At 70.9% G+C, this 23,310-nt stretch carries 21 protein-coding genes; 7 read left to right on the top strand and 14 right to left on the bottom strand.

Features of this window, described 5'->3' with window-relative positions; all coding sequences use genetic code 11:
• Nucleotides 1-2: 2 nt before the first annotated feature.
• The 5 genes from HND91_RS13605 to HND91_RS13585 all read right to left on the bottom strand — a co-directional run bounded on the left by HND91_RS13605 (nucleotide 3) and on the right by HND91_RS13585 (nucleotide 5,606).
• Nucleotides 3-1,214 carry a molybdopterin-binding protein gene (locus HND91_RS13605; RefSeq protein WP_181707112.1) on the bottom strand — a complete coding sequence of 404 codons (1,212 nt, stop codon included), beginning with the start codon at nucleotides 1,212-1,214 and terminating at the stop codon, nucleotides 3-5.
• A gap of 26 nt (nucleotides 1,215-1,240) precedes the next feature.
• The gene (gene moaC / locus HND91_RS13600) at nucleotides 1,241-1,723 is read right to left on the bottom strand and encodes a cyclic pyranopterin monophosphate synthase MoaC (protein ID WP_181707111.1); all 483 of its coding nucleotides are present in this window, start codon (nucleotides 1,721-1,723) and stop codon (nucleotides 1,241-1,243) included.
• A 109-nt stretch (nucleotides 1,724-1,832) separates the two neighbouring features.
• Nucleotides 1,833-2,624, bottom strand: coding sequence for an indole-3-glycerol phosphate synthase TrpC (gene trpC, locus HND91_RS13595; protein ID WP_181707110.1), 792 nt, complete (start codon nucleotides 2,622-2,624; stop codon nucleotides 1,833-1,835).
• A complete protein-coding gene (gene trpD, locus HND91_RS13590; RefSeq protein WP_181707109.1) occupies nucleotides 2,621-3,646 on the bottom strand; it encodes an anthranilate phosphoribosyltransferase in 1,026 nt (341 codons plus the stop codon). The genes trpC and trpD overlap by 4 nt, the downstream gene beginning before the upstream one ends.
• Nucleotides 3,647-3,716: 70 nt before the next feature.
• On the bottom strand, nucleotides 3,717-5,606 hold the full coding sequence (locus HND91_RS13585) for a peptidylprolyl isomerase (RefSeq protein WP_181707108.1): 1,890 nt from the start codon (nucleotides 5,604-5,606) through the stop codon (nucleotides 3,717-3,719).
• 380 nt (nucleotides 5,607-5,986) lie between these two features.
• Here HND91_RS13585 and tpiA point away from each other — a divergent pair, with 380 nt between their 5' ends.
• The 3 genes from tpiA to pyrG all read left to right on the top strand — a co-directional run bounded on the left by tpiA (nucleotide 5,987) and on the right by pyrG (nucleotide 9,444).
• On the top strand, nucleotides 5,987-6,733 hold the full coding sequence (gene tpiA / locus HND91_RS13580; RefSeq protein ID WP_181707107.1) for a triose-phosphate isomerase: 747 nt from the start codon (nucleotides 5,987-5,989) through the stop codon (nucleotides 6,731-6,733).
• 233 nt (nucleotides 6,734-6,966) lie between these two features.
• Nucleotides 6,967-7,623 (top strand): preprotein translocase subunit SecG, encoded by a 657-nt coding sequence (gene secG / locus HND91_RS13575; RefSeq protein ID WP_181707106.1) that lies wholly within the window; start codon nucleotides 6,967-6,969, stop codon nucleotides 7,621-7,623.
• Between the two features lie 192 nt (nucleotides 7,624-7,815).
• On the top strand, nucleotides 7,816-9,444 hold the full coding sequence (gene pyrG / locus HND91_RS13570; protein WP_181707105.1) for a CTP synthase: 1,629 nt from the start codon (nucleotides 7,816-7,818) through the stop codon (nucleotides 9,442-9,444).
• A 421-nt stretch (nucleotides 9,445-9,865) separates the two neighbouring features.
• Here the strand turns inward: pyrG and HND91_RS13565 are convergent, their stop codons facing one another.
• Both HND91_RS13565 and queF read right to left on the bottom strand, forming a co-directional pair.
• Nucleotides 9,866-10,507, bottom strand: coding sequence for an HAD hydrolase-like protein (locus HND91_RS13565; RefSeq protein WP_181707104.1), 642 nt, complete (start codon nucleotides 10,505-10,507; stop codon nucleotides 9,866-9,868).
• A gap of 13 nt (nucleotides 10,508-10,520) precedes the next feature.
• Nucleotides 10,521-10,973, bottom strand: coding sequence for a preQ(1) synthase (queF, locus tag HND91_RS13560; RefSeq protein ID WP_181707159.1), 453 nt, complete (start codon nucleotides 10,971-10,973; stop codon nucleotides 10,521-10,523).
• A gap of 163 nt (nucleotides 10,974-11,136) precedes the next feature.
• On the opposite strand from queF, the gene eno reads away from it, so the two are divergent.
• Nucleotides 11,137-12,411, top strand: a complete 1,275-nt coding sequence (eno, locus tag HND91_RS13555) for a phosphopyruvate hydratase (protein ID WP_181707103.1) — start codon at nucleotides 11,137-11,139, stop codon at nucleotides 12,409-12,411.
• Between the two features lie 185 nt (nucleotides 12,412-12,596).
• Here the strand turns inward: eno and sseA are convergent, their stop codons facing one another.
• Nucleotides 12,597-13,448, bottom strand: a complete 852-nt coding sequence (gene sseA / locus HND91_RS13550) for a 3-mercaptopyruvate sulfurtransferase (RefSeq protein ID WP_181707102.1) — start codon at nucleotides 13,446-13,448, stop codon at nucleotides 12,597-12,599.
• A gap of 57 nt (nucleotides 13,449-13,505) precedes the next feature.
• On the bottom strand, nucleotides 13,506-14,240 hold the full coding sequence (locus HND91_RS13545; protein ID WP_181707101.1) for an alanyl-tRNA editing protein: 735 nt from the start codon (nucleotides 14,238-14,240) through the stop codon (nucleotides 13,506-13,508).
• Nucleotides 14,241-14,497: 257 nt separating this feature from the next.
• Between HND91_RS13545 and HND91_RS13540 the strand changes: the two genes are divergently transcribed.
• Nucleotides 14,498-15,562 carry a coiled-coil domain-containing protein gene (locus HND91_RS13540; protein ID WP_181707100.1) on the top strand — a complete coding sequence of 355 codons (1,065 nt, stop codon included), beginning with the start codon at nucleotides 14,498-14,500 and terminating at the stop codon, nucleotides 15,560-15,562.
• A gap of 213 nt (nucleotides 15,563-15,775) precedes the next feature.
• Here the strand turns inward: HND91_RS13540 and HND91_RS13535 are convergent, their stop codons facing one another.
• Nucleotides 15,776-16,807, bottom strand: coding sequence for a cysteine synthase A (locus HND91_RS13535; RefSeq protein ID WP_181707099.1), 1,032 nt, complete (start codon nucleotides 16,805-16,807; stop codon nucleotides 15,776-15,778).
• Nucleotides 16,808-17,091: 284 nt separating this feature from the next.
• On the opposite strand from HND91_RS13535, the gene HND91_RS13530 reads away from it, so the two are divergent.
• Both HND91_RS13530 and HND91_RS13525 read left to right on the top strand, forming a co-directional pair.
• Nucleotides 17,092-17,742 (top strand): ChrR family anti-sigma-E factor, encoded by a 651-nt coding sequence (locus HND91_RS13530; RefSeq protein ID WP_181707098.1) that lies wholly within the window; start codon nucleotides 17,092-17,094, stop codon nucleotides 17,740-17,742.
• A 375-nt stretch (nucleotides 17,743-18,117) separates the two neighbouring features.
• Nucleotides 18,118-18,891: an SDR family NAD(P)-dependent oxidoreductase gene (locus tag HND91_RS13525; RefSeq protein ID WP_181707097.1), complete on the top strand. Its 774-nt coding sequence runs from the start codon at nucleotides 18,118-18,120 to the stop codon at nucleotides 18,889-18,891.
• Here the strand turns inward: HND91_RS13525 and HND91_RS13520 are convergent.
• From HND91_RS13520 to HND91_RS13505, 4 genes are all read right to left on the bottom strand, one after another.
• Entirely contained in the window at nucleotides 18,875-20,224 is a 1,350-nt protein-coding gene (locus tag HND91_RS13520) for an MFS transporter (protein ID WP_181707096.1), read from the bottom strand. The genes HND91_RS13525 and HND91_RS13520 overlap by 17 nt on opposite strands.
• A 165-nt stretch (nucleotides 20,225-20,389) precedes the next feature.
• Nucleotides 20,390-21,136: an arginyltransferase gene (locus HND91_RS13515; RefSeq protein ID WP_181707095.1), complete on the bottom strand. Its 747-nt coding sequence runs from the start codon at nucleotides 21,134-21,136 to the stop codon at nucleotides 20,390-20,392.
• A gap of 97 nt (nucleotides 21,137-21,233) precedes the next feature.
• Nucleotides 21,234-21,713: an RDD family protein gene (locus tag HND91_RS13510; protein ID WP_181707094.1), complete on the bottom strand. Its 480-nt coding sequence runs from the start codon at nucleotides 21,711-21,713 to the stop codon at nucleotides 21,234-21,236.
• 92 nt (nucleotides 21,714-21,805) lie between these two features.
• The gene (locus HND91_RS13505; RefSeq protein ID WP_181707093.1) at nucleotides 21,806-23,020 is read right to left on the bottom strand and encodes a threonine ammonia-lyase; all 1,215 of its coding nucleotides are present in this window, start codon (nucleotides 23,018-23,020) and stop codon (nucleotides 21,806-21,808) included.
• Nucleotides 23,021-23,310 lie beyond the last annotated feature (290 nt).

Genomic DNA, 23,310 nt, shown 5'->3' with positions numbered 1-23,310 from the left:
GGTCAGACCCGGTCGAGGCGGATCACCCGGCAGGCGTCGCCGGCCTTGGCGGCCGGCGCATGCGGCTCCCGCACGATGAGGGCGTCCGCGTTGGCGAGGGTGGACACCATGGAACTGTCCTGGACCGTGAAGGGCGCCGCCAGAAGGTCGCCGTCGTCGGAGCGGGACAGGCGGGCGCGCAGATAGTCCTGGCGCTGGTCGTTCGGGCGGAGATCCTCGGCAAGGCGCGCGGGCTCGGCCTGGGGTAGGGGATCCGGCTCGCCGAGCAGGGCGCGCACTAGCGGCGTCAGGAACAGGAGCCCGCACACCATGGTGGAGACCGGATTGCCCGGCAGGCCGAGCGCCCGCACGGCCCCGCGCCGGCCCACCATCAGCGGCTTGCCCGGCCGCATGGCGATCTTCCAGAAATCGAGCTCGACACCCTCGGCAGCCATGGCCGGACGGGTGAGGTCGTGGTCGCCGACCGAGGCGCCGCCGAGCAGGCAGACCACGTCCGCCCCGCCGTCGAACGCGGAGCGCAGGCGCGCGCGGATCAGGTCCAGGTCGTCGGGCACGATGCCGAGGTCCAGTGGCTCCGCGCCGTGGTCGACCAGGGTCGCCATCAGGCCGTAGCCGTTGGACGCGACGATCTGGTTCGGGCCGATGGGCGAGCCGGGACGCACCAGTTCGTCCCCCGTCGCCAAAAGCGCCACCTTCGGCCGCAGGCGGACCGCCAGCGTGGCGTGGTCGGCCGCGGCCGCGAGCGCCAGGCGCCGGCCGTCGAGCCGGGTGCCGGCGGCGAGAAGCCGGTCGCCGGCGCGGAAGTCGAGCGCCTCCGGCCGCACATGCCGGCCGACCGGTTCGGTCTGGGTGGGGCGGATCAGGAGGCCGTCGCGCTCCGCGTTCTCCTGGATCAGGATGGTGTCGGTCCCCTCCGGCACGGGCGCGCCGGTGAAGATGCGCACGGCCTCCCCGGCGCCGACCGCGCCGGTGAAGCGGTGCCCCGCGGCCGCCTCGCCGATCAGCCGCAGCGGCGAGCCGGGCGCGAGATCGGCGGCCCGGACCGCGTAGCCGTCCATGGCCGAGACGGCGAACGGCGGCTGGGTGCGCCGCGCGAACAGGTCCTCGGCGAGCACGCGGCCGGCCGCGGCGGCGAGCGGCACCACCTCCGCCGGCACCGGCACGACGCCCTCCAGCATGCGGCCTTGCGCGTCGGACACGGGCATCAGGGCCACGGGCGACCTCCCTTCGTGTTCTGGCGTCAGCTGTCCGCGGTCCAGACCCCGGACTTGCCGCCGGTCTTTTCCAGGAGCCGCAGACCCTCGATGCGCATGCCCTTCTCGATCGCCTTGGCCATGTCGTAGACGGTGAGGCACGCGACCGACGCGGCGGTCAGCGCCTCCATCTCCACGCCGGTCTGGCCGGTCACCCGCACGGTGGCGGTGACCACGAGGCCGGGCAGGGCGGCGTCCGGCTCGATCTCCACCGCCACCTTGGTGACGGCGAGGGGATGGCAGAGGGGGATCAGCTCGTGCGTCCTCTTGGCGGCCATGATGCCGGCGATGCGGGCGGTCGCCACCACGTCGCCCTTCGGCACCGCGCCGTCCATGATCGCGGCCAGCGTCCCGGGCCGCATCACCACCCGGCCTTCGGCGACGGCCGTGCGGGTGGTGGCGGCCTTGTCGGTGACGTCCACCATGGAGGCGGCGCCGCGGTCGTCCAGATGGGTCAGCTTGTCGGTCACGGCGGGCCGATCCTCGTCGTTCGGGGTGGACTGTAGCCGGGCCGGGCCGCCGGCGACACCCGGACCAAGGAACGGCCGGACGGCCGGCGCCTGCCGGGTCCGGCGGCTGTCAGAGGCCGAGGAGCGTGCGCGTGGCTGCGGTCACGTCCGCCTGCCGCATCAGGCTTTCGCCGACCAGGAAGGTCCGCACGCCCACGCCGGCCATGCGGTCGAGGTCGGCCCTGGTGAAGAGGCCGGATTCGCCCACCACGATCCGGTCCGCCGGCACCCGGGGCGCCAGGGCCTCGGTGGTCTCCAGGCGGGTCTCGAAGGTGCGCAGGTTCCGGTTGTTGATGCCGACGAGCGGGGAGGAGAGCGCCAGCGCCCGGTCGAGTTCCGCGTCGTCGTGGACCTCCAGGAGCACGTCCATGCCGAGGCCGAAGGCGGTGGCCTCCAGGTCGCGGGCGAGCGCGTCGTCCACGGCGGCGAGGATGATCAGGATGGCGTCGGCGCCCCAGGCGCGCGCCTCAAACACCTGGTAGGTGGAATAGAGGAAGTCCTTGCGGAGCGCCGGCAGGCTCGTGGCCGCGCGGGCGGCGCCCAGATATTCCGGCCGGCCCTGGAAGGACGGGGTGTCGGTCAGCACGGACAGGCAGGCCGCGCCGCCGGCCTCGTAGGCGCGGGCGAGCGCCGGCGGGTCGAAGTCCGGCCGGATCAGACCCTTGGACGGGCTCGCCTTCTTGATCTCGGCGATGAGCGCGTAGCGGCCGTCCGCCACGGTCCGCTCGATCGCCCGACGGAAGCCGCGCGGCGGCGATGCCTCGGCGGCGCGCGCCCTGATCTCGGCCAGCGGGACGGCCGCTTCGGCGGCGGCGATCTCCTGGCGCTTGTAGGCCTCGATCCGGGTGAGGATGTCGCTCATGCGGGCACCGGTTCGTTGGAGATGCGCACCAGGGCGTCGAGCACGCCCCGGGCGGCGCCGCCGTCGATGGACCGGGCGGCGAGGGATGCGCCTTCCTTCAGGCTCGCCGCCTTGCCGGCGACGAGGAGCGCGGCCCCCGCGTTCATCAGCACCGTGTCGCGATAGGCGCCGGGCGCGCCGTCGAGGAGGGCGCGGAGGGCGGCGGCGTTCTCCTCCGCGGTGCCGCCGGTGACGGCGCCCTTCGGATGGCTGCCGACGCCCGCGTCCTCGGGCGTAATCTGGAAGGTCCGGATGGCGCCGTCCTTCAGCTCCGCGACGGCGGTGGGACCGGCGGTGGTGATCTCGTCGAGCCCGTCGGAGCCGTGCACGACCCAGACCGCCTCGGAGCCGAGGTCCTTCAGCACCCGCGCCACCGGCTCCACCCATTGGCCGGAGAACACGCCGACGAGCTGGCGGCGGACGCCGGCCGGGTTGGAAAGCGGGCCGAGCAGGTTGAAGATGGTGCGGGTGCCGAGCTCCACCCGGCTGGGGCCCACGTGCTTCATGGCCGCGTGGTGGGCCGGCGCGAACATGAAGCCGCAGCCCGCCTCGGCCACGCACCGGCCGATGGCCGCCGGGCCGAGGTCGATGTTGACGCCGAGGGCGGCGAGCACGTCCGCCGCGCCCGACCGGGACGACAGCGCCCGGTTGCCGTGCTTGGCGACCGGCACCCCGGCGCCCGCCACCACGAAGGCCGAGGCGGTGGAGATGTTGAGGCTGCCGGAGGCGTCGCCGCCGGTGCCGACGATGTCGATCGCCGATCCGGGCGCGGTCACCCGCAGCATCTTGGAGCGCATCACCTCCACGGCGCCGACCATCTCGTCCACGGTCTCGCCGCGCACGCGGAGCGCCATCAGGAAGCCGCCGATCTGAGACGGCGTGGCCTCGCCCGACATCATGACGTCGAACGCCGTGCGGGCCTCCTCCCGGGAAAGGGCCGCCCCGGTGGCGACCTTGCCGATCAACGCCTTGAACTCGCTCATGGTCGAGACTTTCGCCCCCGAGGGTCTCGTGTGGTGGACGCCGGAGTGTGGGCGCCCGGCGCGCCGACCGTCAACGGCCGGCGACGCCGATAGCAAGCTCCAGCGCCTGCTGGTTGACGCTGGTGCCGATGGTGGACTGGAAGTCGGTCACGTACTGGGTGAGCAGGCTGCCCTGGAGTTCGCCGGTGAAGCGCTGCGCCACCTGGGCGTTGCCGGCCTCCTCCTCGAAGAAGGGCGGCACCACGGCGTTGACGACCCGCAGCACCAGGTGGGTGTCGCCGTCGCCTTCCACCGCCGTGACGTAGCCCTCCGGGCCGCCGAACGCGGCGTCGATGCCGACCTCGCCGAGGGCGGGCACCTCGCCTCCGCGCGGGAAGGCGGGCGAGCGGGTGACGGTGGCGCCCGCGGCGGTCGCGACGGTGGCGAAGTCCTGGCCGCCCTTCAGGGCGGCGACCATCTCGTCCGCCTTCTTGGCGAGGAGTTCGCCGGCGCGCTCGTCGGTCCACCGGCGGACCACCTCGGCGTCGACCTCCTCCAGGGCGCGGTCGCGGGCGGGCGTCACGGACGCCACCTCGAACCAGGTGTAGCCGCCGCCGGGGATGCGGACCGGATCGTTCTCCACGCCAACGTCGCTCTGGAAGGCGGCGTCGAGCAGGCCCTCGCCCGGCGGCAGGACCACGGGCGCGCCGTCCGGACCCTTGCCGGTGCTGTCCACCGCCTCGACGGCGGCGACCGACAGCTTGAACCGCTCGGCGATCTCGGCGAGCGTCGCGCCACCCGCGCGGGCGTCCTCGATCTCCTGCTCGGTGTCGAGGAGCGTGCGCTCCGCCGCCTTGGCGGCCAGCGACGCCTTGATCTCGCCGGCGACCTCCTCGAACGGCCGGATCGACTCCGGCGCCACCTCGGTCACGCGGACGAGGGCGGAGCCGAACCGGGCGTCCACCGGAGCGCTGACGGTGTTGGGTGCGAGCCCGAAGGCGGCCTCGGCGATCGCCGGGTCCACCACCTTGTCGCGGGTCAGGAGGCCGAGGTCGAAGTCGGTCGGCGTCAGGCCGCGCTCCTCGGCGACGGCCTCGAACGTGGAGCCGGCGGCGATCTTGTCCGCGGCGGCCTTCGCCTCCTCGGCGGTCGGAAACAGGATCTGCTGGATACGCCGCTGCTCCGGCGTGCCGTACTGGCCGCGGGTGCGGTCGTACTCGGCGCGCGCGGCCTCGTCGGTGACGCTCGCCGGATCGGCGAGCGACGCGGCCGTCAGGGTCAGCGTCTCCAGCTTGCGATATTCGGGCGCGCGGAACGAGGCCTTGTTCTCCTCGAAATAGGCCGTCTTCTCCTCCGGGGTCGGCGCCGGGATCGGCTCGACCATGGCCCGGTTCAGGACGGCGTAGTCCACGGTGCGGACCTCGTTGCGGAAGCGGGCGATCGCCTCGACCATGGCGGTCGGCACCTTGATGCCGCCGACGAGGCCCTCGGCCACCTGCCGGCGCAGCACCTGCAGCCGCTGTTCGGCGAGGAAGCTCGCCTCCGAATAGCCCTCCTGACGGAGGAGCTGCTGGAAGCGGGCGCGGTCGAACTGGTCGTTCGCGGTCTTGAACTCGGGGGAGGCCGCGATCTCGGCGGCCACGTCCTGGTCGGACGCGCCGAGGCCGAGCTGGCGGGCCGCCTCGGTGAGCGCCGCCTCGGACATCATCTGGCCGAGCACCCGCTGGGGCAGGCCGAGGGCGGCGGCGGTCTCGTAGGTGACCGGCTGGCCGAACTGGCGCGTCAGGGACTGCACCTCCCGCTGGTAGGTGCGCTGGAAGGTGGCGAGGTCGATCTCCGTGCCGCCGACCTCCGCCACCGACCGGGTCTGGCCGCCGCGGAACACGTCGGAAATGCCCCAGACCGCGAAGGACGCGACCAGGAGCACGAGGAGAAGTTTGGCGACCCAGGTGGTGGCGCCGCGGCGCAGGGCGTCGAGCATAGTTCCGTCCGGTCAGGGTGCGACGAGGGGCGCCGTCCCGTTGTTGTCATTGTCTCGCCGGCAGGGTCCGGTCCGAAGCGCGGCGGATCATAGGGACGGCGCCGGCCCGACACAAGGCGAGGGCGCGACGCAGAAGGGACGCCCGCCCGACGGTTGGACGGGGTCGGTCGGCGCGACCTAGTCCGGCCGGGCCGGATATCCCCGCGCCCTTGTCCCTCACCCGGCGATTTCGCTTGCGGTCGGTCGCTGCGCCGAACGCATTATGGTCGCGCGCGCCCCGATCCAGTAGAGGCGGGCTGCAGCTCTCGACGACCGACGCCCGATCCGAAGACGACCGACCTGAACAGACAAGAACCACCCCGACAGGAGAGAACGCCCCCATGGCCACCCGCAAGCCCCTCGTCGCCGGCAATTGGAAGATGAACGGCCTCAAGGCCTCGGTTTCCGAACTCGACGCGGTGGCGGAGGGACTGGACCCGGCGATGCGGGAGACGGTCGACGTCATCCTCTGCCCGCCGGCCACCCTGGTGGCGAGCTTCGCCGAGCGCGGCAGGCTGCCCGTCGGCGGCCAGGACTGCCACGCGGCCCCGAGTGGCGCCCACACGGGCGACATCAGCGCGGAAGCCCTGAAGGACGCCGGCGCGCGCTTCGTGATCGTCGGCCACTCCGAGCGGCGGGCCGACCATCACGAGACCGACGCGGCGGTCCGCGCCAAGGCCGAGGCGGCCTGGCGGGCGGGGCTGACGGCCATCGTGTGCGTGGGCGAGACCCGCGCCGAACGGGAGGAGGGGCGCACGCTCGACGTGGTCGGCGGCCAGCTCGCCGGCTCTCTTCCGGACGGCGTCACGGGCGACAACACGGTCGTCGCCTACGAGCCGGTCTGGGCCATCGGCACCGGCCTGACGCCGACGTCGGGCGATGTGGCCGAGGTGCACGCCTTCATCCGCCGCACGCTGGTGGAGCGTTTCGGCGCGGCGGGGGAGGCGATGCGGATTCTCTACGGCGGCTCGGTGAAGCCCTCCAACGCCCGCGAGCTCATGACCGTCCCGGACGTGGACGGCGCCCTCGTCGGCGGCGCCAGCCTGAAGGCGGCGGACTTCCTCGCCATCGTGGCCGCCTATCGCTGACCCTGGCGAGGTCGCGGGGCGGCCCGTCCGCCCGCGCCGAACCAACAGCACGGCCACCCCTGGCGCGGACCGGCTGCAACGCCCACTTCACGGAAGGCGACGGCCGATCCACGAACCCGTGACGGCGAGAGGGTGGAAAGCCGCCAAGCCTTCGTGTACAACGCCGCCGGCTCGAGTACCCACGAGGGCCCGATCCCCCGTGCCGTGCTTCTTGGACAAGGTTTCCTGACCTCATGCAAACGGTTCTTCTCGTCGTCCACCTGATGGTGGTGGTCGCCCTCGTGGGCGTCGTTCTCCTGCAGCGCTCCGAAGGCGGTGCGCTCGGAATCGGCGGCGGCGGCGGCTTCATGACCAGCCGCGGCACGGCGAACGTCCTCACCCGCACCACGGCCATCCTGGCGGCGGTCTTCTTCCTGACCTCGCTGGCGCTCTCCATCCTGCCGCGCTTCGCGGGCGACGCGGGTTCGGTGTTCGACACCGTTCCGGGCGGCGCCACCGCGCCGGCGGCCGATCCGGGCGCCGTCGGCGGCGGTTCGGGCGGCGTGCTCGACGACCTCAACGCCCTGCGTCGGAACACCGCGCCGGGCGCCCAGGTGCCCGAGGTTCCGGCCGGCGCCCAGGTGCCGGGCGCGCCGGCCGCTCCGGTTCCGGGCGCCCCGGCTCCCGGCGATGCGGCCGCGCCCGCCGGCCCGTCGCTCGACCAGGCCCCGGTGAGCCCCGCGGCCCCGGCGGCCGACGCTCCCATCGAGGTGGATCCCGCCGCCGAGGCTCCGGCCGCGCCCGCGCCGACCGCACCGGCTCCGGCCGAATCGACCGCCCCGGCTCCCGCCGCGCCGACCACGACCGCTCCGACCACGACCGCTCCGGCCGCGCCGGCTCCGGCTCAGTGACGAGGCCGAACGCCTCGTCTCCCGCATCCGGTGGTCGCGACGTCAGCCGCGGCCGCCGCCGAGGTCCAGCCAGTCCAGACAGCGTCCACCGCGCGGCGGCCCGCCGCCCGCGCGCCGCGACGCGTTTTTCCATGCGGACAACTTCGCTTTCCGCTTCCACCGCTGTTTGAAATAGAGATAGGTTCAAGGCCCATGGCGCGGTACATCTTCATCACCGGCGGCGTGGTTTCGTCCCTTGGCAAGGGTCTTGCCTCGGCCGCTCTCGGCTCCCTCCTGCAGGCCCGCGGCTACAAGGTCCGCCTGCGCAAGCTCGACCCCTACCTCAACGTCGATCCCGGCACGATGTCGCCGTACCAGCACGGCGAGGTGTTCGTGACCGACGACGGGGCGGAGACCGACCTCGACCTCGGCCACTACGAGCGCTTCACCGGGCGCCCGGCCACCAAGCAGGACAACATCACCACCGGCCGCATCTACCAGGAGATCCTCGCCAAGGAGCGGCGGGGCGACTACCTGGGCGGCACCGTGCAGGTGATTCCCCACGTGACCGACGCCATCAAGGCCTTCGTGCTCGACGGCAACGAGGACGTGGACTTCGTGCTGACCGAGATCGGCGGCACCGTGGGCGACATCGAGGCCATGCCCTTCCTGGAGGCGATCCGACAGCTCGGCAACGAACTGCCGCGCGGGGAGGCGGTCTACATCCACCTCACCCTGATGCCCTGGATCCCGTCGGCGGGCGAACTGAAGACAAAGCCGACCCAGCATTCGGTGAAGGAGCTGCGCTCCATCGGCATCCAGCCGGACATCCTGCTCGTGCGCTGCGACCGGCCGATCCCGGAGGGCGAGCGCCGCAAGCTGTCGCTCTTCTGCAACGTGCGCCAAAGCGCCGTGATCCCGGGCCTCGACGTCTCGTCCATCTACGAGGTGCCGCTCGCCTACCACAAGGAGGGCCTGGACACCGAGGTGCTTGCGGCGTTCGGCATCACCGGCGCGCCGGCCCCGAACCTGGAGCGCTGGCAGGGCATCGTCAACCGGATCAAGAACCCGGAAGGCCAGGTCAACATCGCCGTGGTGGGCAAGTACACGGTGCTGAAGGACGCCTACAAGTCGCTGATCGAGGCGCTCGTCCACGGCGGCATCGCCAACAACGTGCGCGTCAACATCGAGTGGATCGAGAGCGAGGTCTTCGAGAAGGAGGACCCGGCGCCCTACCTGGAGCACGTCCACGGCATCCTGGTGCCGGGCGGCTTCGGCGAGCGCGGCTCGGAAGGCAAGATCCGGGCGGCCGGCTTCGCGCGCCAGCGGAAGGTGCCCTATTTCGGCATCTGCTTCGGCATGCAGATGGCGGTGATCGAGGCGGCCCGTTCGCTCGCCGGCATCAAGGACGCCACGTCCACCGAGTTCGGCCCGGCGGAGCAGCCGGTGGTCGGCCTGATGACCGAGTGGCTGAAGGGCAACGAGCTGGAACGCCGGAAGGCCGACAGCGACATGGGCGGCACGCTCCGCCTCGGCGCCTACGAGGCCAAGCTGGTGCAGGGCACCAAGATCGCCGAGATCTACGGGTCCGATCGGATCTCCGAACGCCACCGGCACCGGTACGAGGTGAACATCGACTACCGGGAGAAGCTGGAATCCTGCGGTCTCGTCTTCGCCGGCCTGTCGCCGGACGGCGTGCTGCCGGAAACGGTCGAGATCAAGGACCACCCGTGGTTCATCGGCGTCCAGTACCATCCGGAACTGAAGAGTCGCCCGTTCGAGCCCCATCCGCTGTTCGCGAGCTTCATCGAGGCCGCGATGGCGCAGAGCCGCCTCGTTTGACGATGCCGGCGCCACCCGACGGCCGGTCGGGGTGGACCGCAGGTGGCTTGCCGGGATTGAGAATTGTCCGGAGTGGTGTAGAGTGGAGGAGTGGAGCGGGCGGTTTGTGCCCGCCCGCTCCTCGATCATCTTGCGAAGTTTATGCGGACCGTTAGTCTCCAGCGGTCCGCATATTTCGTCAGGCTGATCTCCAGCGTCCATCTCTTTCGAGACATGCGCAGGCCTCCTGCTCGAGAGCGAGGCCGTCGCTGCGGCCGGGGTGGCCCATCCTCCCCGGTCGCGTCGCTGGATCGACGCTGCTGCTTCCGCTCCCGTGCAGGACGATCTCAACCGGTGTGGGCGCGAATGTCTAATCGCAAAGGTTGCATGCGCGTGTGGGCCTTAGGGAGGCGACGCGCCTGCTCGCCGGACCGACCGACGCTCAGATGCAGGCGCCGTCCAGCAGGCTAGCGGCGAGCGCGTCCATGCTCTCGACGATGAGGTCCGGCCGTGCTGCCGCGAGGGCGGGTCCGAGCGTGTAGCCCCAGGTGACGGCGGCGAACAGGATGCCGGCCTGCCGCGCGGCCTCCAGGTCGCGCAGTTCATCGCCCACCAGAACGGCCCCGGACGGCTGGATGCGGGCGGCTGCGAGCATCTGCCGAAGCTTGCGGGTCTTTCCGAACAGGGCGAGCCCGCAGCCGTAGTGGTCGATCAGGGCGGAGAGATCCCGGCCGAGCGCCCGGCGGACGTTGGCCTCGCTGTTCGAGGTGACGACGCCGATCCGGACTCCGCCGGCCTTGAGCGCGGCCAGCATCTCGCCCGTGCCGGGAAACAATCGGATGTCGTCGATCCGCTCGGCCATCATGCGGCGGAAATCGGCCGCGATGACCGGCAGCTTCCAGAGCGGCACCCGGGCCCGCGCGAGGATCTCGCGCGCGCCGAGGGTCCGCAGCTCGTCCAATTCGTGCTCGGGCAGGCGCAGGAAGCCATGCCGGTCCGCCAGAACGCCCATGTTCGCCGCGAAGAACGGGAAACTGTCCGCGAGCGTGCCGTCGAAGTCGAAGAGGACGAGGCGAGGGGGCATGGGGTCCGGATCGTCAGCCGCGTCCGCGATAGGGCGGGACGCCCTGGTCGGGCATGAAAACGTCCGACGGAGGCGCGCCCGTCTGCCAGAACACGTCGATCGGAATGCCGCCGCGCGGGTACCAGTAGCCGCCGATGCGCAGCCAGTGCGGTTTCAGGAGGCCGGCGAGGGTGCGGCCGATCTCCACGGTACAGGCCTCGTGGAAGGCGCCGTGATTGCGGAAACCGAACAGGTAGAGCTTCAGGCTCTTCGATTCGACGAGCCAGGCGTCCGGCACGTAGTCGATCACCAGATGGGCGAAATCCGGCTGGCCGGTGACCGGGCAGAGCGAGGTGAATTCCGGCACGGTGAAGCGCGCGACGAAACGCGTGTCCGCGTGCGGATTGGGGACCCGGTCGAGAACGCCGGCGTCCGGTTCGGTGGGAATGGGGCTGGTCTGACCGAGCTTCACGGTCGCGGGATCGATGGTCGTCAACGGTAGCACCTCCGGTGATGTCTCGACGACGGGGACAAGGGGCCGTTCGTCTAGCAGGTTTGGAAGGGCTCCGCACCTTTGCAGGGAGGGCGGCTCAAGCTATAGAACGGCCGGCTTCAGTCGCTTCCCAACCCTGCTCGGAGTAAGCCTTCCCATGACCGCCATCATCGACATCGTCGGCCGACAGATCTTCGACAGCCGCGGCAACCCGACCGTCGAGGTCGACGTCATCCTGGAGGACGGCTCCATGGGGCGGGCGGCGGTGCCGTCGGGAGCGTCCACGGGCGCCCACGAGGCGGTCGAGCTGCGGGACGGCGGCGACCGCTACCTCGGCAAGGGCGTCACCAAGGCGGTCGCGGCCGTGAACGACGAGATCTTCGCGGCCCTCGGCGGGCTGGAGGCCGAGGACCAGATCCAGATCGACCAGACCATGATCGACCTGGACGGCACGCCGAACAAGGCGCGCCTCGGCGCCAACGCCATCCTGGGCGTGTCCCTCGCCACCGCCAAGGCGGCGGCCGAGGCGGCCGGCCTGCCGCTCTACCGCTATGTGGGCGGCCCGAACGCCCGCGTGCTGCCGGTGCCGATGATGAACATCGTCAACGGCGGCGCCCATGCGGACAACCCGATCGACTTCCAGGAATTCATGATCATGCCGGTCGGCGCCGAGTCGATCGCGGACGCGGTGCGGATCGGCACCGAGATCTTCCACACCCTGAAGAAGGGCCTGAAGGCCGCAGGCCACAACACGAACGTCGGCGACGAAGGCGGCTTCGCGCCGAATCTGGCCTCGGCGACGGACGCGCTGGACTTCGTGATGTCGTCCATCGAGAAGGCCGGCTACCGGCCGGGCGAGGACGTCTATCTGGCGCTCGACTGCGCGGCCACCGAGTTCTTCAAGGACGGCGCCTATCACTACGAGGGCGAGGGCAAGGTCCGCTCCATCGAGGAGCAGGTGGACTATCTCGCCTCGCTCGCCGCCAAGTACCCGATCATCTCGATCGAGGACGGCATGGCCGAGGACGACTGGGCCGGCTGGAAGCTCCTCACCGACAAGATCGGCAAGACCTGCCAGCTTGTCGGCGACGACCTCTTCGTCACCAACACCAAGCGGCTTCGCCAGGGCATCTCGTCCGCGACGGCCAACTCCATTCTGGTGAAGGTGAACCAGATCGGCTCTCTGACCGAGACGCTGGACGCCGTGGAGACCGCCCACAAGGCCGCCTACACCGCCGTCATGTCGCATCGGTCCGGCGAGACCGAGGACTCGACCATCGCCGATCTCGCCGTCGCGACCAACTGCGGGCAGATCAAGACCGGCTCGCTCGCCCGCTCCGACCGGGTGGCCAAGTACAACCAGCTGATCCGCATCGAGGAAGAGCTCGGCACCCAGGCCCGCTACGCCGGCCGCTCGATCCTGAAGGGCTGATCAGCCGCGAGGGAGGGCCTGGCCTCGCCTTCGCGAGGCGAGACCCTTCCGGCAACGCTTGTCCGCGCACCACCCGATCCGGCCCCATCGGCCGGGTCGGGTTTTTTTCGTGGGCGGTGGCGGAGGCGTGCGCCGGCGCGATCGCGCGCGGCGTCGGCCGGTGATCAAGGGCGGAGGATGGCGCGTCAGTCGCCCGTCACGACGGGGGCATCGTCGCGCGCGCCCCACTCGGACCAGGAGCCGTCGTAGAGGGTCACCGAGCGCGCGCCGGCCTCCTCCAGGGCGAGCGCCAGGACGGCGGCGGTGACGCCGGAGCCGCAGCTGGTGATCACGGGGCGCGACAGATCCACGCCGCGCGCCTTGAACACGGCCTTGATGCCCTCCGGCGACTTCAGCCGGCCGCCGTCGAGCACCGCGCCGAACGGCACGTTCACCGCCCCCGGCATGTGCCCGGACTTCAGGCCCGGGCGAGGCTCCGGGGCCTCGCCGCGGAAGCGTTCGGCGCTCCGGGCGTCCACCACCTGGGCCGACCGGGCCTGGAGAGCCGCCTGCACGGCGGCGAAGTCCTTCACCGCCGCGTTGTTCTTGCGGGCTGTGAAGTGCCGCTCGGGCCGGCGCACCGGCCCCTCCTCCAGCGGATGCCCCGCCGCCACCCAGGCCGGCAGGCCGCCGTCCAGCACATGGACGCGACCGACGCCCATGACCCGGAAGGTCCACCAGACGCGCGCGGCGGAGAAGAGGCCGTAGCTGTCGTAGACGACGATCGTCTGTCCGTCGCCGATGCCGAGCTTGCGCATGCGGCTGGAGAAGGCCTCCGGCGACGGCAGCATGTGGGGCAGGTCGGTGGACGGATCCGAGATGCCGTCGATGTCGAAGAAGACCGCGCCCGGAATGTGGCCGGCGAGATACTCCTCCGAGGCGAGCCGCTCGGTCGTCGGCAGGTGCCAGGTGGCGTCGATGACGACCAGGTCCGGCGCCCGCAGGCGCTCGGCCAGCCAGTCCACCGAGACGAGGGCGCTGTCGTGGGTATCCGCCATGGGGGCTGTCCTCGCGTTGATCGGGATCCGTTCGGGTTCGGGACTTGAGTTCCGGCGTCAGGCGTCCGCGTCGGCGGGGAGGGGGCCGAAGCGCAGCCGGACGCGGCGGTTCATCTTGCCCTTCTTCTCCACCTTGGCGACATGCACCTCGCCCACCTCGGCGGTGGAGCGCACGTGCGTGCCGCCGCAAGGCTGCAGGTCCAGGCTCTTGCCGATGCGCACGAGCCGGACGCGGCCCTGGCCCATGGGCGGCTTCACCTTCATGGTCTTCACCAGCCCCGGGTTGGCGACAAGATCCTCGTCGGTGATCCATTCCGTGGTGATCGGGTGGTCCTCGCGCACATGGGCCATGAGCGCGGCCGTCACCTCGGCCTTGTCGAGCCCGCCTTCCGTCATGTCGAAGTCGAGCCGCCCCTCCTCGGCGCCGATCTGGCCGCCGGTGACCGGATAGGGCAGCACGACCGAGAGGAGGTGCAGCGCCGTGTGGATGCGCATGTGCCGGTAGCGCGTGTCCCAGTCGAGATGCTGGACGACCGTCTCGCCCACCGCCGGCAGGTCGGCGCCCTCTGCGGGCCTCAGGAGGATGCGGCTCCGGTCGTCCGCGTAGACCGCGGTGGCGATCGGCACCACGCGTCCGTCCGCCCGCTCCAGGCGACCGACATCGCCGGGCTGGCCGCCGCCGGCCGGATAGAAGACGGACCGGTCGAGCTCGATCCCGGTCTCGTCCGCCGACACCACCGTCGCCTCGGCGACCGACAGGTAGGCGTCGTCGCGAAACACTGGAACCGTCATGTCCGACCCACTCCCTCGATCCTTTGGCCGTGGCCACCGCGGGAGCTTCTGCGAGTCCGCGCGCCGTTTCAACCGCGTCCGACGCCGAAGATCGCATTCACCCTGCAGATGGTCGCCGCCGCATCGGTATTGATTCGCAGGACGTCCGGTCGCACACTCCCCCGGCTTGAGCTTGAACACCGGGGCGGAACGCGTCGGCAGGGCCGGCGCCGAGTTCGACACCCCGGTGAACGATACCGATCATAAAGGGGGTCGTCATGGGCGAGGGAACGCAGAAAAGCTGGATGGACGGAACGCCGCGCGGGGTCGTCCTGGCCCTGGGCGCAGTCGTGGTGGCCGCCGGCATCGGCTGGTCGGAGACCTATGCGAGCCGCACCGAGATCGCCGGCCTTAGGGCCCAACTGGCGGCCGCGGGCCTCGACGGCTCCACCGCCGACAGCCTCAACGCCTCCATCGCGGCGAAGAAACGGGAACTGGTCCGGGCCGAAAACGCGCTCGTCGCCGCCTCCGCTGCGGCGAAAGCGCGCGCGTCGCAGGTCGAGACCGCCGCCGCCAAGCTGGAGGTCGTCCAGGCCAAGGCCTCGTCCGCATCCGACCTGGAGGCGAGCGCCTCGCGCATCTTCGCCGACCTCGACGGCCGGAACCGGGTGCTCGAACCGACCGTGCGCCGGCTGGAGAGCGAGCACGTATCCCTGTCCGCCGCCGTCGGCGCGCGCAAGACCGAGCTTGGCGGCCTGATCGCGGCGGTCGAGCGTAACCAGGACCTCATCGCCAAGGCGGAGCGCTGGAAGCTGGAGGGCGACAGGCTCACCGCCGCCAGCGAGCGGCTGGCCCGTCAGGTGGTCGGCCTGGAGAACACCGTCACGTCGCTGACCTCGGCGGTCGCCTATCGGAAGACCGAGCTCGCGGCCGCCATGCAGGGCAAGGCCGCGGCCGACGAGGTGGTGTGCAAGTCCACCGTGACGGTGCTGGAGCACGAGCACCAAGTTCGCGATCTCCAGGCCGCCATCGCGGACATGAAGATCCAGCGCGCAGACCTGAACCAGGCGATCATCGAGGCAAACAACCGCCTCGTCCCGGCGCTGGCGGCCGCGACCGCCCGCGAGAAGCAGCTGGTGGACCTGTCCAAGCGCGTTGCCGCGTCCGAGACGGAGCACGCGGCCCTCACGGTCGCTAACCAGGAGCTGGAAGACCGGCTTGCCACGGCCGAGACCCGGCTGACCCGGCTCGCCGACGCGGCCCGCGCGGTCGCCGGACATCTGGCCGCCGTCGATCAGGTGCTCGGCGCCGACACGGTCCAGGCCGCCATGCTGGAGAATTGAGGCCCGGTTCGGAAACGCGGACGAGACCGGCCGGGCGCCGCGCCCGGCCGGTCTCGCGCGTCGGGGCGACGCACGCGTCGGGGTGATGTCGCGCCGGCGGATCGGTCGTCGGGCCGGCAGCGCGCGAGCCCGTCCGCGAGCACGTCCTGGGCCGGGCTCCGGCTCGCCGGATCACCTCCCAGGATCGTCGGGCCGGATCGTCGAACCGGCTGGTCAGACCGGCTCGAACGGCGGCTCGATGGTGCTCGCCCGCTCCAGGAAGGCCGGGACGGGCAGGTCCTTGGAGCGCAGGAACTCCGGGTTGAAGAGCTTGCTGGCGTAGCGCGTGCCGTAGTCGCAGAGGATGGTCACGATCGTATGCCCCGGGCCGAGCTCGCGGGCGAGCGCCATGGCGCCGGCCACGTTCACGCCCGAGGAGCCGCCGAGGCAGAGGCCCTCGTGCTCCAGGAGGTCGAACACGATGGACACGGCCTCCTCGTCGCCGACGCGCACGGCGAAATCCACCGGCGCGCCCTCCAGGTTGGCGGTGATGCGGCCCTGTCCGATTCCCTCGGTGATCGAGGAGCCCTCGGCCTTGAGTTCGCCGCTGGTGTAGTAGGAATAGAGCGCCGCGCCGTGCGGATCGGCGAGGCCGATCTTCACGCCGGGCTTCAGCGCCTTCAGTCCGAGGCCGACGCCCGCGAGCGTGCCGCCGGACCCGACCGCGCAGACGAACCCGTCCACCTTGCCGCCGGTCTGCTCGAAGATCTCCCGCGCGGTGGTCTCCACGTGGGCCCGCCGGTTGGCCACGTTGTCGAACTGGTTGGCCCAGATGGCCCCATGCTCGGACGTGGCGGCGAGCCGTTCGGCCAGGCGGCCCGACAGCTTCACATAGTTGTTCGGGTTCTTGTACGGGACGGCCGGCACTTCCACGAGCTCGGCGCCGAGAAGCCGGAGGGCGTCCTTCTTCTCCTGCGACTGGGTCTCGGGGATGACGATCACGGTCTTCAGGCCGAGGACGCTGCCCACCATGGCGAGACCGATGCCGGTGTTGCCGGCGGTGCCCTCCACCACGACGCCGCCCGGCTCGATGAGCTTGCGGTCGAGAGCGTCCTTGAGGATGAAGAGGGCGGCGCGGTCCTTCACCGACTGGCCGGGATTGAGGAATTCCGCCTTGCCGAGGATCTCGCAGCCGGTGGCTTCGGACGCCCGCTTCAACCGGATGAGAGGGGTGTTGCCGATGAGATCGAGTACGCTGCCGGCCATGGTGACTCCGAAGGGTGGACGGGAACGCCGCCACGCCAGGGGCGGGCCGTTCGCGCGTCGGGAAATGCCGTCGACCGTGCGCCGGCGTGCTGGGGCCGGAGGCTAGGAGGCGCGACCGGCCCGATCAAGCAAGGGAACACCTCGTTCGCGCAGGTCTTTGGAATTTCGTTTTCCAAAGACGATCACCGGCCAGTGATCCGACATTGCCGAACGGCCGTATCGATGATCAAATGCGGCAGCGCGATCTCCGTGACCACACAGGCCTCCACAGGACGACAGCCTCTATGGCGCCCAATCTCGACCAGGAAATCAACGCTCTGCTGGCAGGCTACGCCGCCGGCGCCCTTCCGGCGCCGCTGAGCGTGATGGTCGAGGCGCACCTCGAGCTGTCGCCGATCAACCGTCGCTTCGTGGCCGACATGGAAGCGCTGTCCGGGCAGGGCCTGGAGACGATCGAACCCATGATGGTGTCGAACCGGGACGCCCGGCTCGCGGCCATCTTCAACATGGGTCCCGTCTTCGCCGCGTCAATAGTTCCGCCGAAGCCGGATCGCGCCCGCCTGCCGGCATCCATCCGCCGCTTCGCCGGTGGCGACGCCGACACCCTGCCGTGGCGGACGATCCTGCCCGGCGTGAAGGAGGTGAAGCTCGGCGAGTTCGACGGCCTGAAGCCGAGCCTGTTCTGGATCCGCGCCGGAACCGCCATGCCGGCCCACACCCATGAGGGCGGCGAGGCCACGCTCGTGCTGGAGGGCGGCTTCTCGGACATCCTCGGGTCCTATGGCGTCGGCGACATCTCGATCACCGACTCCACCGTGGACCACAAGCCGGTGGCCGACGACGACGGCGACTGCATCGGCTTCGCGGTCACGGATGCCCCGCTGCGCCTGACCGGCCGCATCGGCCGCCTGTTCAACCCCTTCCTGAGGGTCTGACCGGCGGCGCGCCGGTCCGGTCTCCCGTCTCCGATCCTCCGTTCGGCGTCCTGATCCGCCACGGCGGTGGGACCGTGCGCCTGGGCATCCGTGCGCATGGGCGGTGGTTCTACGCTGCCCGCCCCGTTGCCATCGTGCGCTGTGGCCGGCAGGCGCGATGGCCGCAGGGCGCTCCAGTGATCCAGCGCTCACTTCGACGGTCGTCTCCGCCGCCGGTCGTCTTCGGCGATGGGCGCCGGGCTTTGCGTGCGTCTCGTTCCGGCCAAGCCCACGCCGAAGTGATCGGGCGCAAGGCCCGTCCGCAGAACCACCGGGCCCGCCGTGCCGTAATCGGTCCGATCCCGACGCACGCCGGCTTTCCGGCAAGGAGACCTCATGGCCCCGCTGCCCCAAACTCCCGCGGATGGCGTCGCCTGGGTGACCGGCGCGTCGAGCGGCATCGGCCGCGAGGTGGCGGCGCGGCTCGCCAAGGGTGGCTGGCGCGTGGTCGTCTCCGCCCGGAGCGAGGCGGCGCTGGCCGCGCTCGCCGCGGAGCATCCCGGGCGCATCGTGCCGTTCCGGCTCGACGCCGAGGACCGGGCCGCCGCCGCGACCGCGGTCGCCCGCATCGAGGCGGAGGTCGGGCCGATCGCCCTCGCGGTGCTGAACGCCGGCATCTACCTGCCGGTGAAGGGCGACGCGCTGACGCTGGAGCCGTTCACCCGGTCGGTGGCGGTGAACCTCACCGGCACGGTCGACGTCCTGGTGCCGCTGATCGACGCCATGAAGACCCGCCGGAAGGGCCAGATCGCCGTCGTCTCGTCGGTGGCCGGCTACTCGGGCCTGCCGACCTCGGCCGCCTACGGGGCCACGAAGGCGGCCCTGTTCAACCTCTGCGAGAGCTTGAAGTTCGACCTCGATCGCCTTGGAATCCTCCTGCAAGTGGTCAGCCCGGGGTTCGTGGACACGCCCGCCACCAAGACGAACCCCTTCCCGATGCCGTTCCTGATCAGCGTGGAGACGGCGGGCGAGCGGATCGTGCGCGGCCTCGGGCGGCGCGCGTTCGAGATCACCTTTCCGCGCCGCTTCACCTATGGGCTGAAGGCGCTCCGGCTGCTGCCCTATTCGCTCTATTTTCCGATCGTGAAGCGGTTCACCGGTTGGACGTGACCGCCGCCGCCTCGATGGCGGCCCTCAGCCGCGCCTGTTCGGCGGCGTCGAGCGGGAAGGACCACATGAGCCGGATGGCGGCGAGCTTCATGGCGACGGGCACGGCGGCATAGAGGACGGTGAGCATCAGGAGGCCGCCCTCGCTCGTCGTCGCGCCCGTGGCGTCGAACCCCGCCCAGTCGAGCAGCGGGAAGGAGACGCCGACGGCGAGCGCCAGGGCGACCTTGGTGGCCAGCCCCCAGGCCGCCACGTAGGTGCCGGTGCGCTGCTCGCCGCTCTTGGCGGTGTCGAGGTCGATCACGTCGGCCTGGATCGAGGGCGGCAGCACCAGGTCGGCCCCGAGGGCGAGGCCGGTGAGCACGCAGACCACCAGGAAGGGCGTCAGGTCGCCCGGGCCGAGCAGCGGAACGGTCGCGAACACGGCCGACGCGCCGATCATGGCGACGCACCAGGTGCGGTGCTTGCCGAAGCGGCGCGACAAAGCGAGCCAGAGCGGAACGCCGGCGACGCCTGACAGGAAGTAGACGAACAGCACGAGCCCGGCCTGGTCCGGCACCGCGAGCACCTGCCCGACGAAGAACAGGAAGAGCGTAGCCGGCAGGCCGTTGGCGAAGCCGTTGAGCACGAAGGCGCTGAGCAGGATGAGGAAGGGCCGGTTGGCCCTGAGGTGCGCCCAGCTGGCCTTGAGGTCCAGCCTGTCGCGGGAATAGTCCACCGGCTCGGGCACGAGCCGGAGCGCCGCCAGGGCCGTGATCGGCAGGGCGACCGCGACCAGGACGGCGAGGGCGAGGAGGGCATCCCCGGGGCCGCCCCAGCCCGTCGCCTGGACGAGCGCCGGGGTCGACGTGGCCGCCAGGGTCCCGACCACCACCACCGCCTCCCGGACGGCGCTGATCCGGTTGCGGTCGGCATAGCCGGTGGCGAGTTCCGCTCCCCAGGCCCAGTAGGGGATGAGGCTCAGCGTCATGCCGAGGGTGAGCAGGGTCCCGAACACGAGGAGCCAGAGGACGCCCGCGTCCGGCGGCGGCACGAAGACGAGCCAGGTGGCCGCCACCGTGATCGGGACCGACGCCGCGAACCACGTCCGCCGCCGGCCGAACACCGGTCGGATCCGGTCGGCCAGGACGCCGACGACAGGGTCGGAGATCGCGTCGAACAGGCGGACGAGGAGCAGCACCTGCCCGACGCTCGCCAGCGACAGCCCGAGCGTCGCCGCATAGTGGTTCGGCACCACGATCGCGAACGGCAGCGTCAGGACGGCCAGCGGCAGGGCCGGGGCGGCGTAGGCGAGAAGGCGCCAGAACGGCAGCGGGGCAGGGGAGGTGGCGAGCATGATCCGCTTACGGCCAGGCACGGCCGCGGGATCACGGGGACCGTCACACGCTTGCTTGATGGGAGCGCCCGGCGCCTTGCCGCCGGGCGTCTCGCGGCCCGGCATGCAGGCGGGCTCGGGTGCTCGCGACGGTCCGGGCGGCCGCGCGGCTTCGCCTCGCGGGCGTCAGTCCACCCGTTCCCAGCCTTTCGGCATCAGGTGTTCCTGGGGCTTGAAGCGGATCTTGTAGTCCATCTTCGGCGAGCCCTTCACCCAGTAGCCGAGATAGACGTAGGGCAGTCCGCGCGCCCGCGCGCGCCGGATGTGGTCCAGGATCATCAGCGTCCCGAGCCCGCGCCAGGACTCCTCCGGATTGTAGAAGGAGTAGACCATGGACAGGCCGTCCGCGAGCACGTCGGTCAGCGCCACCGCCAGCAGCGGGCCGGCGCCACGCCCGGTGATGAAGCTGTCCGGGCCACGCCGGCGGTATTCCACCAGCATGGTCTCCACGTGGGTGTCCTCCACCATCATGGCGTAGTCGAGCATGGTCATGTCGACCATGCCGCCGTCCGCGTGGCGGCTGTCCAGATAGTGGCGGAACAGGGAATACTGCTCGGAGGTGGGGGAGGCGGGCAGTTCGGCGCCGACCACGTCCTCGTTCGCCTTCAAGGTGCGTTTGAAGCTCTTGTTGGGCGAGAAGCCGTCCACGCAGATCCGGACGGACACGCACGACCGGCAAGTTTCGCACGCGGGCCGGTAGGCGATGTTCTGGCTGCGGCGGAAGCCGCCCTGGCTGAGGATGTCGTTGAGAGCCGGAGCCCGGTCGCCCACCAGATGCGTGAAAACCTTCCGCTCGAATCGGCCGGCAAGGTAGGGGCAGGGCGAAGGCGCCGTCAGGAAGAACTGTGGCGCGTCAGTCGGATGATGCGTCATGTCGCGTCGTGCGATGTTATCGGACCTCGATCCTCGCACGGATCATCGCCCGAGGCGAGACGGAACGGCCGAAGCGCGCCGGCCGTTCCGTCCGTTGTCAGTTTTCGACCGTCCGATTGATGACGACGGTGCCGAGCACGATGTCGTGGAGCAGCCGCTTGCGGTCGGTGATCAGGGAGAAGAGCACCACGAGGGGCGAGAGCAGCGACACCGACGCGTAGTAGAGGATGACGTGGACCGCCGCGAGCACGGCCGTCATCGGCTCTCCGTTCAACTGCCGCATCTCCAGGCCGACCGCCCGCATCCCCGGCGTCGCCGACGCCGGCCCGCCGAGCGTGAAGGCGCAGTAGATCAGCGCCAGGAAGGGCCACAGCAGCGGGAACAGCAGCCAGCCGAGCCCGAGGGTGAAGATACCGAGCACCAGCACCATGAAGCCGGCAGACACGGTCAGGATCGCGATGAACACCGCGTCGAACAGGAAGGCGAGCACGCGTTTCGTCCGCACGCTCTCGTAGAGACGAGCGTCGGTCAGCGCGTCCGGCCTGACGCCATTGTCGGTCACCACCTCTTCGGTCATGGTCGGTCTCCCTAAGATGACCTTGATTTAATCGCCGTAGCTGGTGCGAACAATGCTGATCTTGAGCTTCGCGGTGAAATCGATCGCGGGACCTACTCCGGAGCGCGCCGTTCCACCCCATAGCCGCGGGCGCGGAGGCCCGCGCAGATCTGGTCCGCGTGGTCCGCATCCCGGGCTTCCAGGGTGATGTCGAGGGTCGCGCCCTTGGCCGGGATGTCGAGCACGGTCCGCTTGTGCGACACCTCCAGGATGTTGCCGCCGAAGTCGCCGATCAGGGTGGAGATGTCGCCGAGCGTTCCGGGCCGGTCCGGAATGGCGAGGCGGATCGCCACGATGCGCTGCTCGCGCGCGAGCTCGCGCATCATGATCGACGCCAGGATGCGCGGGTCGATGTTGCCGCCGCAGAGGACGAGGCCCACCCGCCTGCCGCGGAAGGGGGCGGGTTCGGCCAGCATGGCGGCGAGGCCGGCGGCGCCCGCCCCCTCCGCCATGGTCTTCTGCAGCGTCGCATAGGCGTTCACGGCCCGCTCCAGATGCTCCTCGTCGACGAGGACGATGTCCTTCACGAGGTCCCGGACGATCGGCAGGGTCAGCCGCCCGGCGCTCTTCACGGCGATGCCCTCGGCGAGGGTCGCGCCGCCGCAAACCGCGGGCTCGCCGCGAAGCGCCGCCCACATGGACGGATAGAGCCGCGCCTCCACGCCGTAGATCTCGATGTCCGGCTTCATTTCCTTGGCGGCGATCGCCATGCCGGAGATGAGGCCGCCCCCGCCGATGGGCACGACCAGAACCTCGAGGCCCGGATCGTCCTCCAGCATCTCCACCGCGATCGTGCCCTGGCCGCGGATCACGTCGTGGTCGTCGAAGGGGTGGACCCAGACGAAGCCCTTCTCCACGGACAGCCGCTCGGCCGCCTCCTGGGCCTCGGCCACCGTCTCGCCCTCCAGGATCACGGTCGCGCCGAACGTCTCGGTGGCGCGCACCTTCACGTGGGGCGTCGTCACCGGCATCACGATGGTGGACGCGATCCCGAGCCGGGTGGCGTGATAGGCCACCGCCTGGGCGTGGTTGCCGGCCGACATGGCGATGACGCCGCGCGCCTTCTCGGCGTCCGACAGGGTGGAAAGCTTCACGAGCGCGCCGCGCTCCTTGAAGGCCGCGGTGACCTGCAGGTTCTCGTACTTGACCTTGACGTCAGCCCCGGTGAGCACCGACAGGCGGGGCGCCGGCAGGAACGGCGTGCGCATCACGTGCGACTTCAGGACGGACGCGGCGTCAAGCACGTCGGGCAGGCGTGGGCGGGGCATGGCAATCTCCGTCGGACTGCCCATGCCATAGCACCGGCCGCCCTCGGATGCACGAGCCGGAAAACCATCCTTCCGACGCCCGAAACGGGTGAGGATTCGCCAGCTAATCGATTGAAACGAAAGACCGGCGAAAGCCGGACAAAATCCCGGTCCGGCGGCGCGTTCCGAATGTCGAACTCCGGTACCGAACGCACTTGCGAAAGCCGGCCGGGTGGGCTAACCGTGCCCCTGGTTCCGTGACCGGAATGCACGAGTCCCGACGCTCGTCACTGCGCTTCATCAGCGCATGA

Source organism: Chthonobacter rhizosphaerae (assembly GCF_013839525.1).
GTDB lineage: Bacteria > Pseudomonadota > Alphaproteobacteria > Rhizobiales > Pleomorphomonadaceae > Chthonobacter > Chthonobacter rhizosphaerae.
This window is presented reverse-complemented; position numbering and strand designations above follow the sequence as displayed.

Bases quoted from the DNA above. Each gene is read 5' to 3' on its own strand.
- trpC (WP_181707110.1), bottom strand. From the start codon at position 2,624: ATGAGCGACATCCTCACCCGGATCGAGGCCTACAAGCGCCAGGAGATC.
- trpD (WP_181707109.1), bottom strand. From the start codon at position 3,646: ATGAGCGAGTTCAAGGCGTTGATCGGCAAGGTCGCCACCGGGGCGGCC.
- HND91_RS13585 (WP_181707108.1), bottom strand. From the start codon at position 5,606: ATGCTCGACGCCCTGCGCCGCGGCGCCACCACCTGGGTCGCCAAACTT.
- tpiA (WP_181707107.1), top strand. From the start codon at position 5,987: ATGGCCACCCGCAAGCCCCTCGTCGCCGGCAATTGGAAGATGAACGGC.
- secG (WP_181707106.1), top strand. From the start codon at position 6,967: ATGCAAACGGTTCTTCTCGTCGTCCACCTGATGGTGGTGGTCGCCCTC.
- pyrG (WP_181707105.1), top strand. From the start codon at position 7,816: ATGGCGCGGTACATCTTCATCACCGGCGGCGTGGTTTCGTCCCTTGGC.
- HND91_RS13565 (WP_181707104.1), bottom strand. From the start codon at position 10,507: ATGCCCCCTCGCCTCGTCCTCTTCGACTTCGACGGCACGCTCGCGGAC.
- eno (WP_181707103.1), top strand. From the start codon at position 11,137: ATGACCGCCATCATCGACATCGTCGGCCGACAGATCTTCGACAGCCGC.
- sseA (WP_181707102.1), bottom strand. From the start codon at position 13,448: ATGGCGGATACCCACGACAGCGCCCTCGTCTCGGTGGACTGGCTGGCC.
- HND91_RS13545 (WP_181707101.1), bottom strand. From the start codon at position 14,240: ATGACGGTTCCAGTGTTTCGCGACGACGCCTACCTGTCGGTCGCCGAG.
- HND91_RS13540 (WP_181707100.1), top strand. From the start codon at position 14,498: ATGGGCGAGGGAACGCAGAAAAGCTGGATGGACGGAACGCCGCGCGGG.
- HND91_RS13535 (WP_181707099.1), bottom strand. From the start codon at position 16,807: ATGGCCGGCAGCGTACTCGATCTCATCGGCAACACCCCTCTCATCCGG.
- HND91_RS13530 (WP_181707098.1), top strand. From the start codon at position 17,092: ATGGCGCCCAATCTCGACCAGGAAATCAACGCTCTGCTGGCAGGCTAC.
- HND91_RS13525 (WP_181707097.1), top strand. From the start codon at position 18,118: ATGGCCCCGCTGCCCCAAACTCCCGCGGATGGCGTCGCCTGGGTGACC.
- HND91_RS13520 (WP_181707096.1), bottom strand. From the start codon at position 20,224: ATGCTCGCCACCTCCCCTGCCCCGCTGCCGTTCTGGCGCCTTCTCGCC.
- HND91_RS13515 (WP_181707095.1), bottom strand. From the start codon at position 21,136: ATGACGCATCATCCGACTGACGCGCCACAGTTCTTCCTGACGGCGCCT.
- HND91_RS13510 (WP_181707094.1), bottom strand. From the start codon at position 21,713: ATGACCGAAGAGGTGGTGACCGACAATGGCGTCAGGCCGGACGCGCTG.
- HND91_RS13505 (WP_181707093.1), bottom strand. From the start codon at position 23,020: ATGCCCCGCCCACGCCTGCCCGACGTGCTTGACGCCGCGTCCGTCCTG.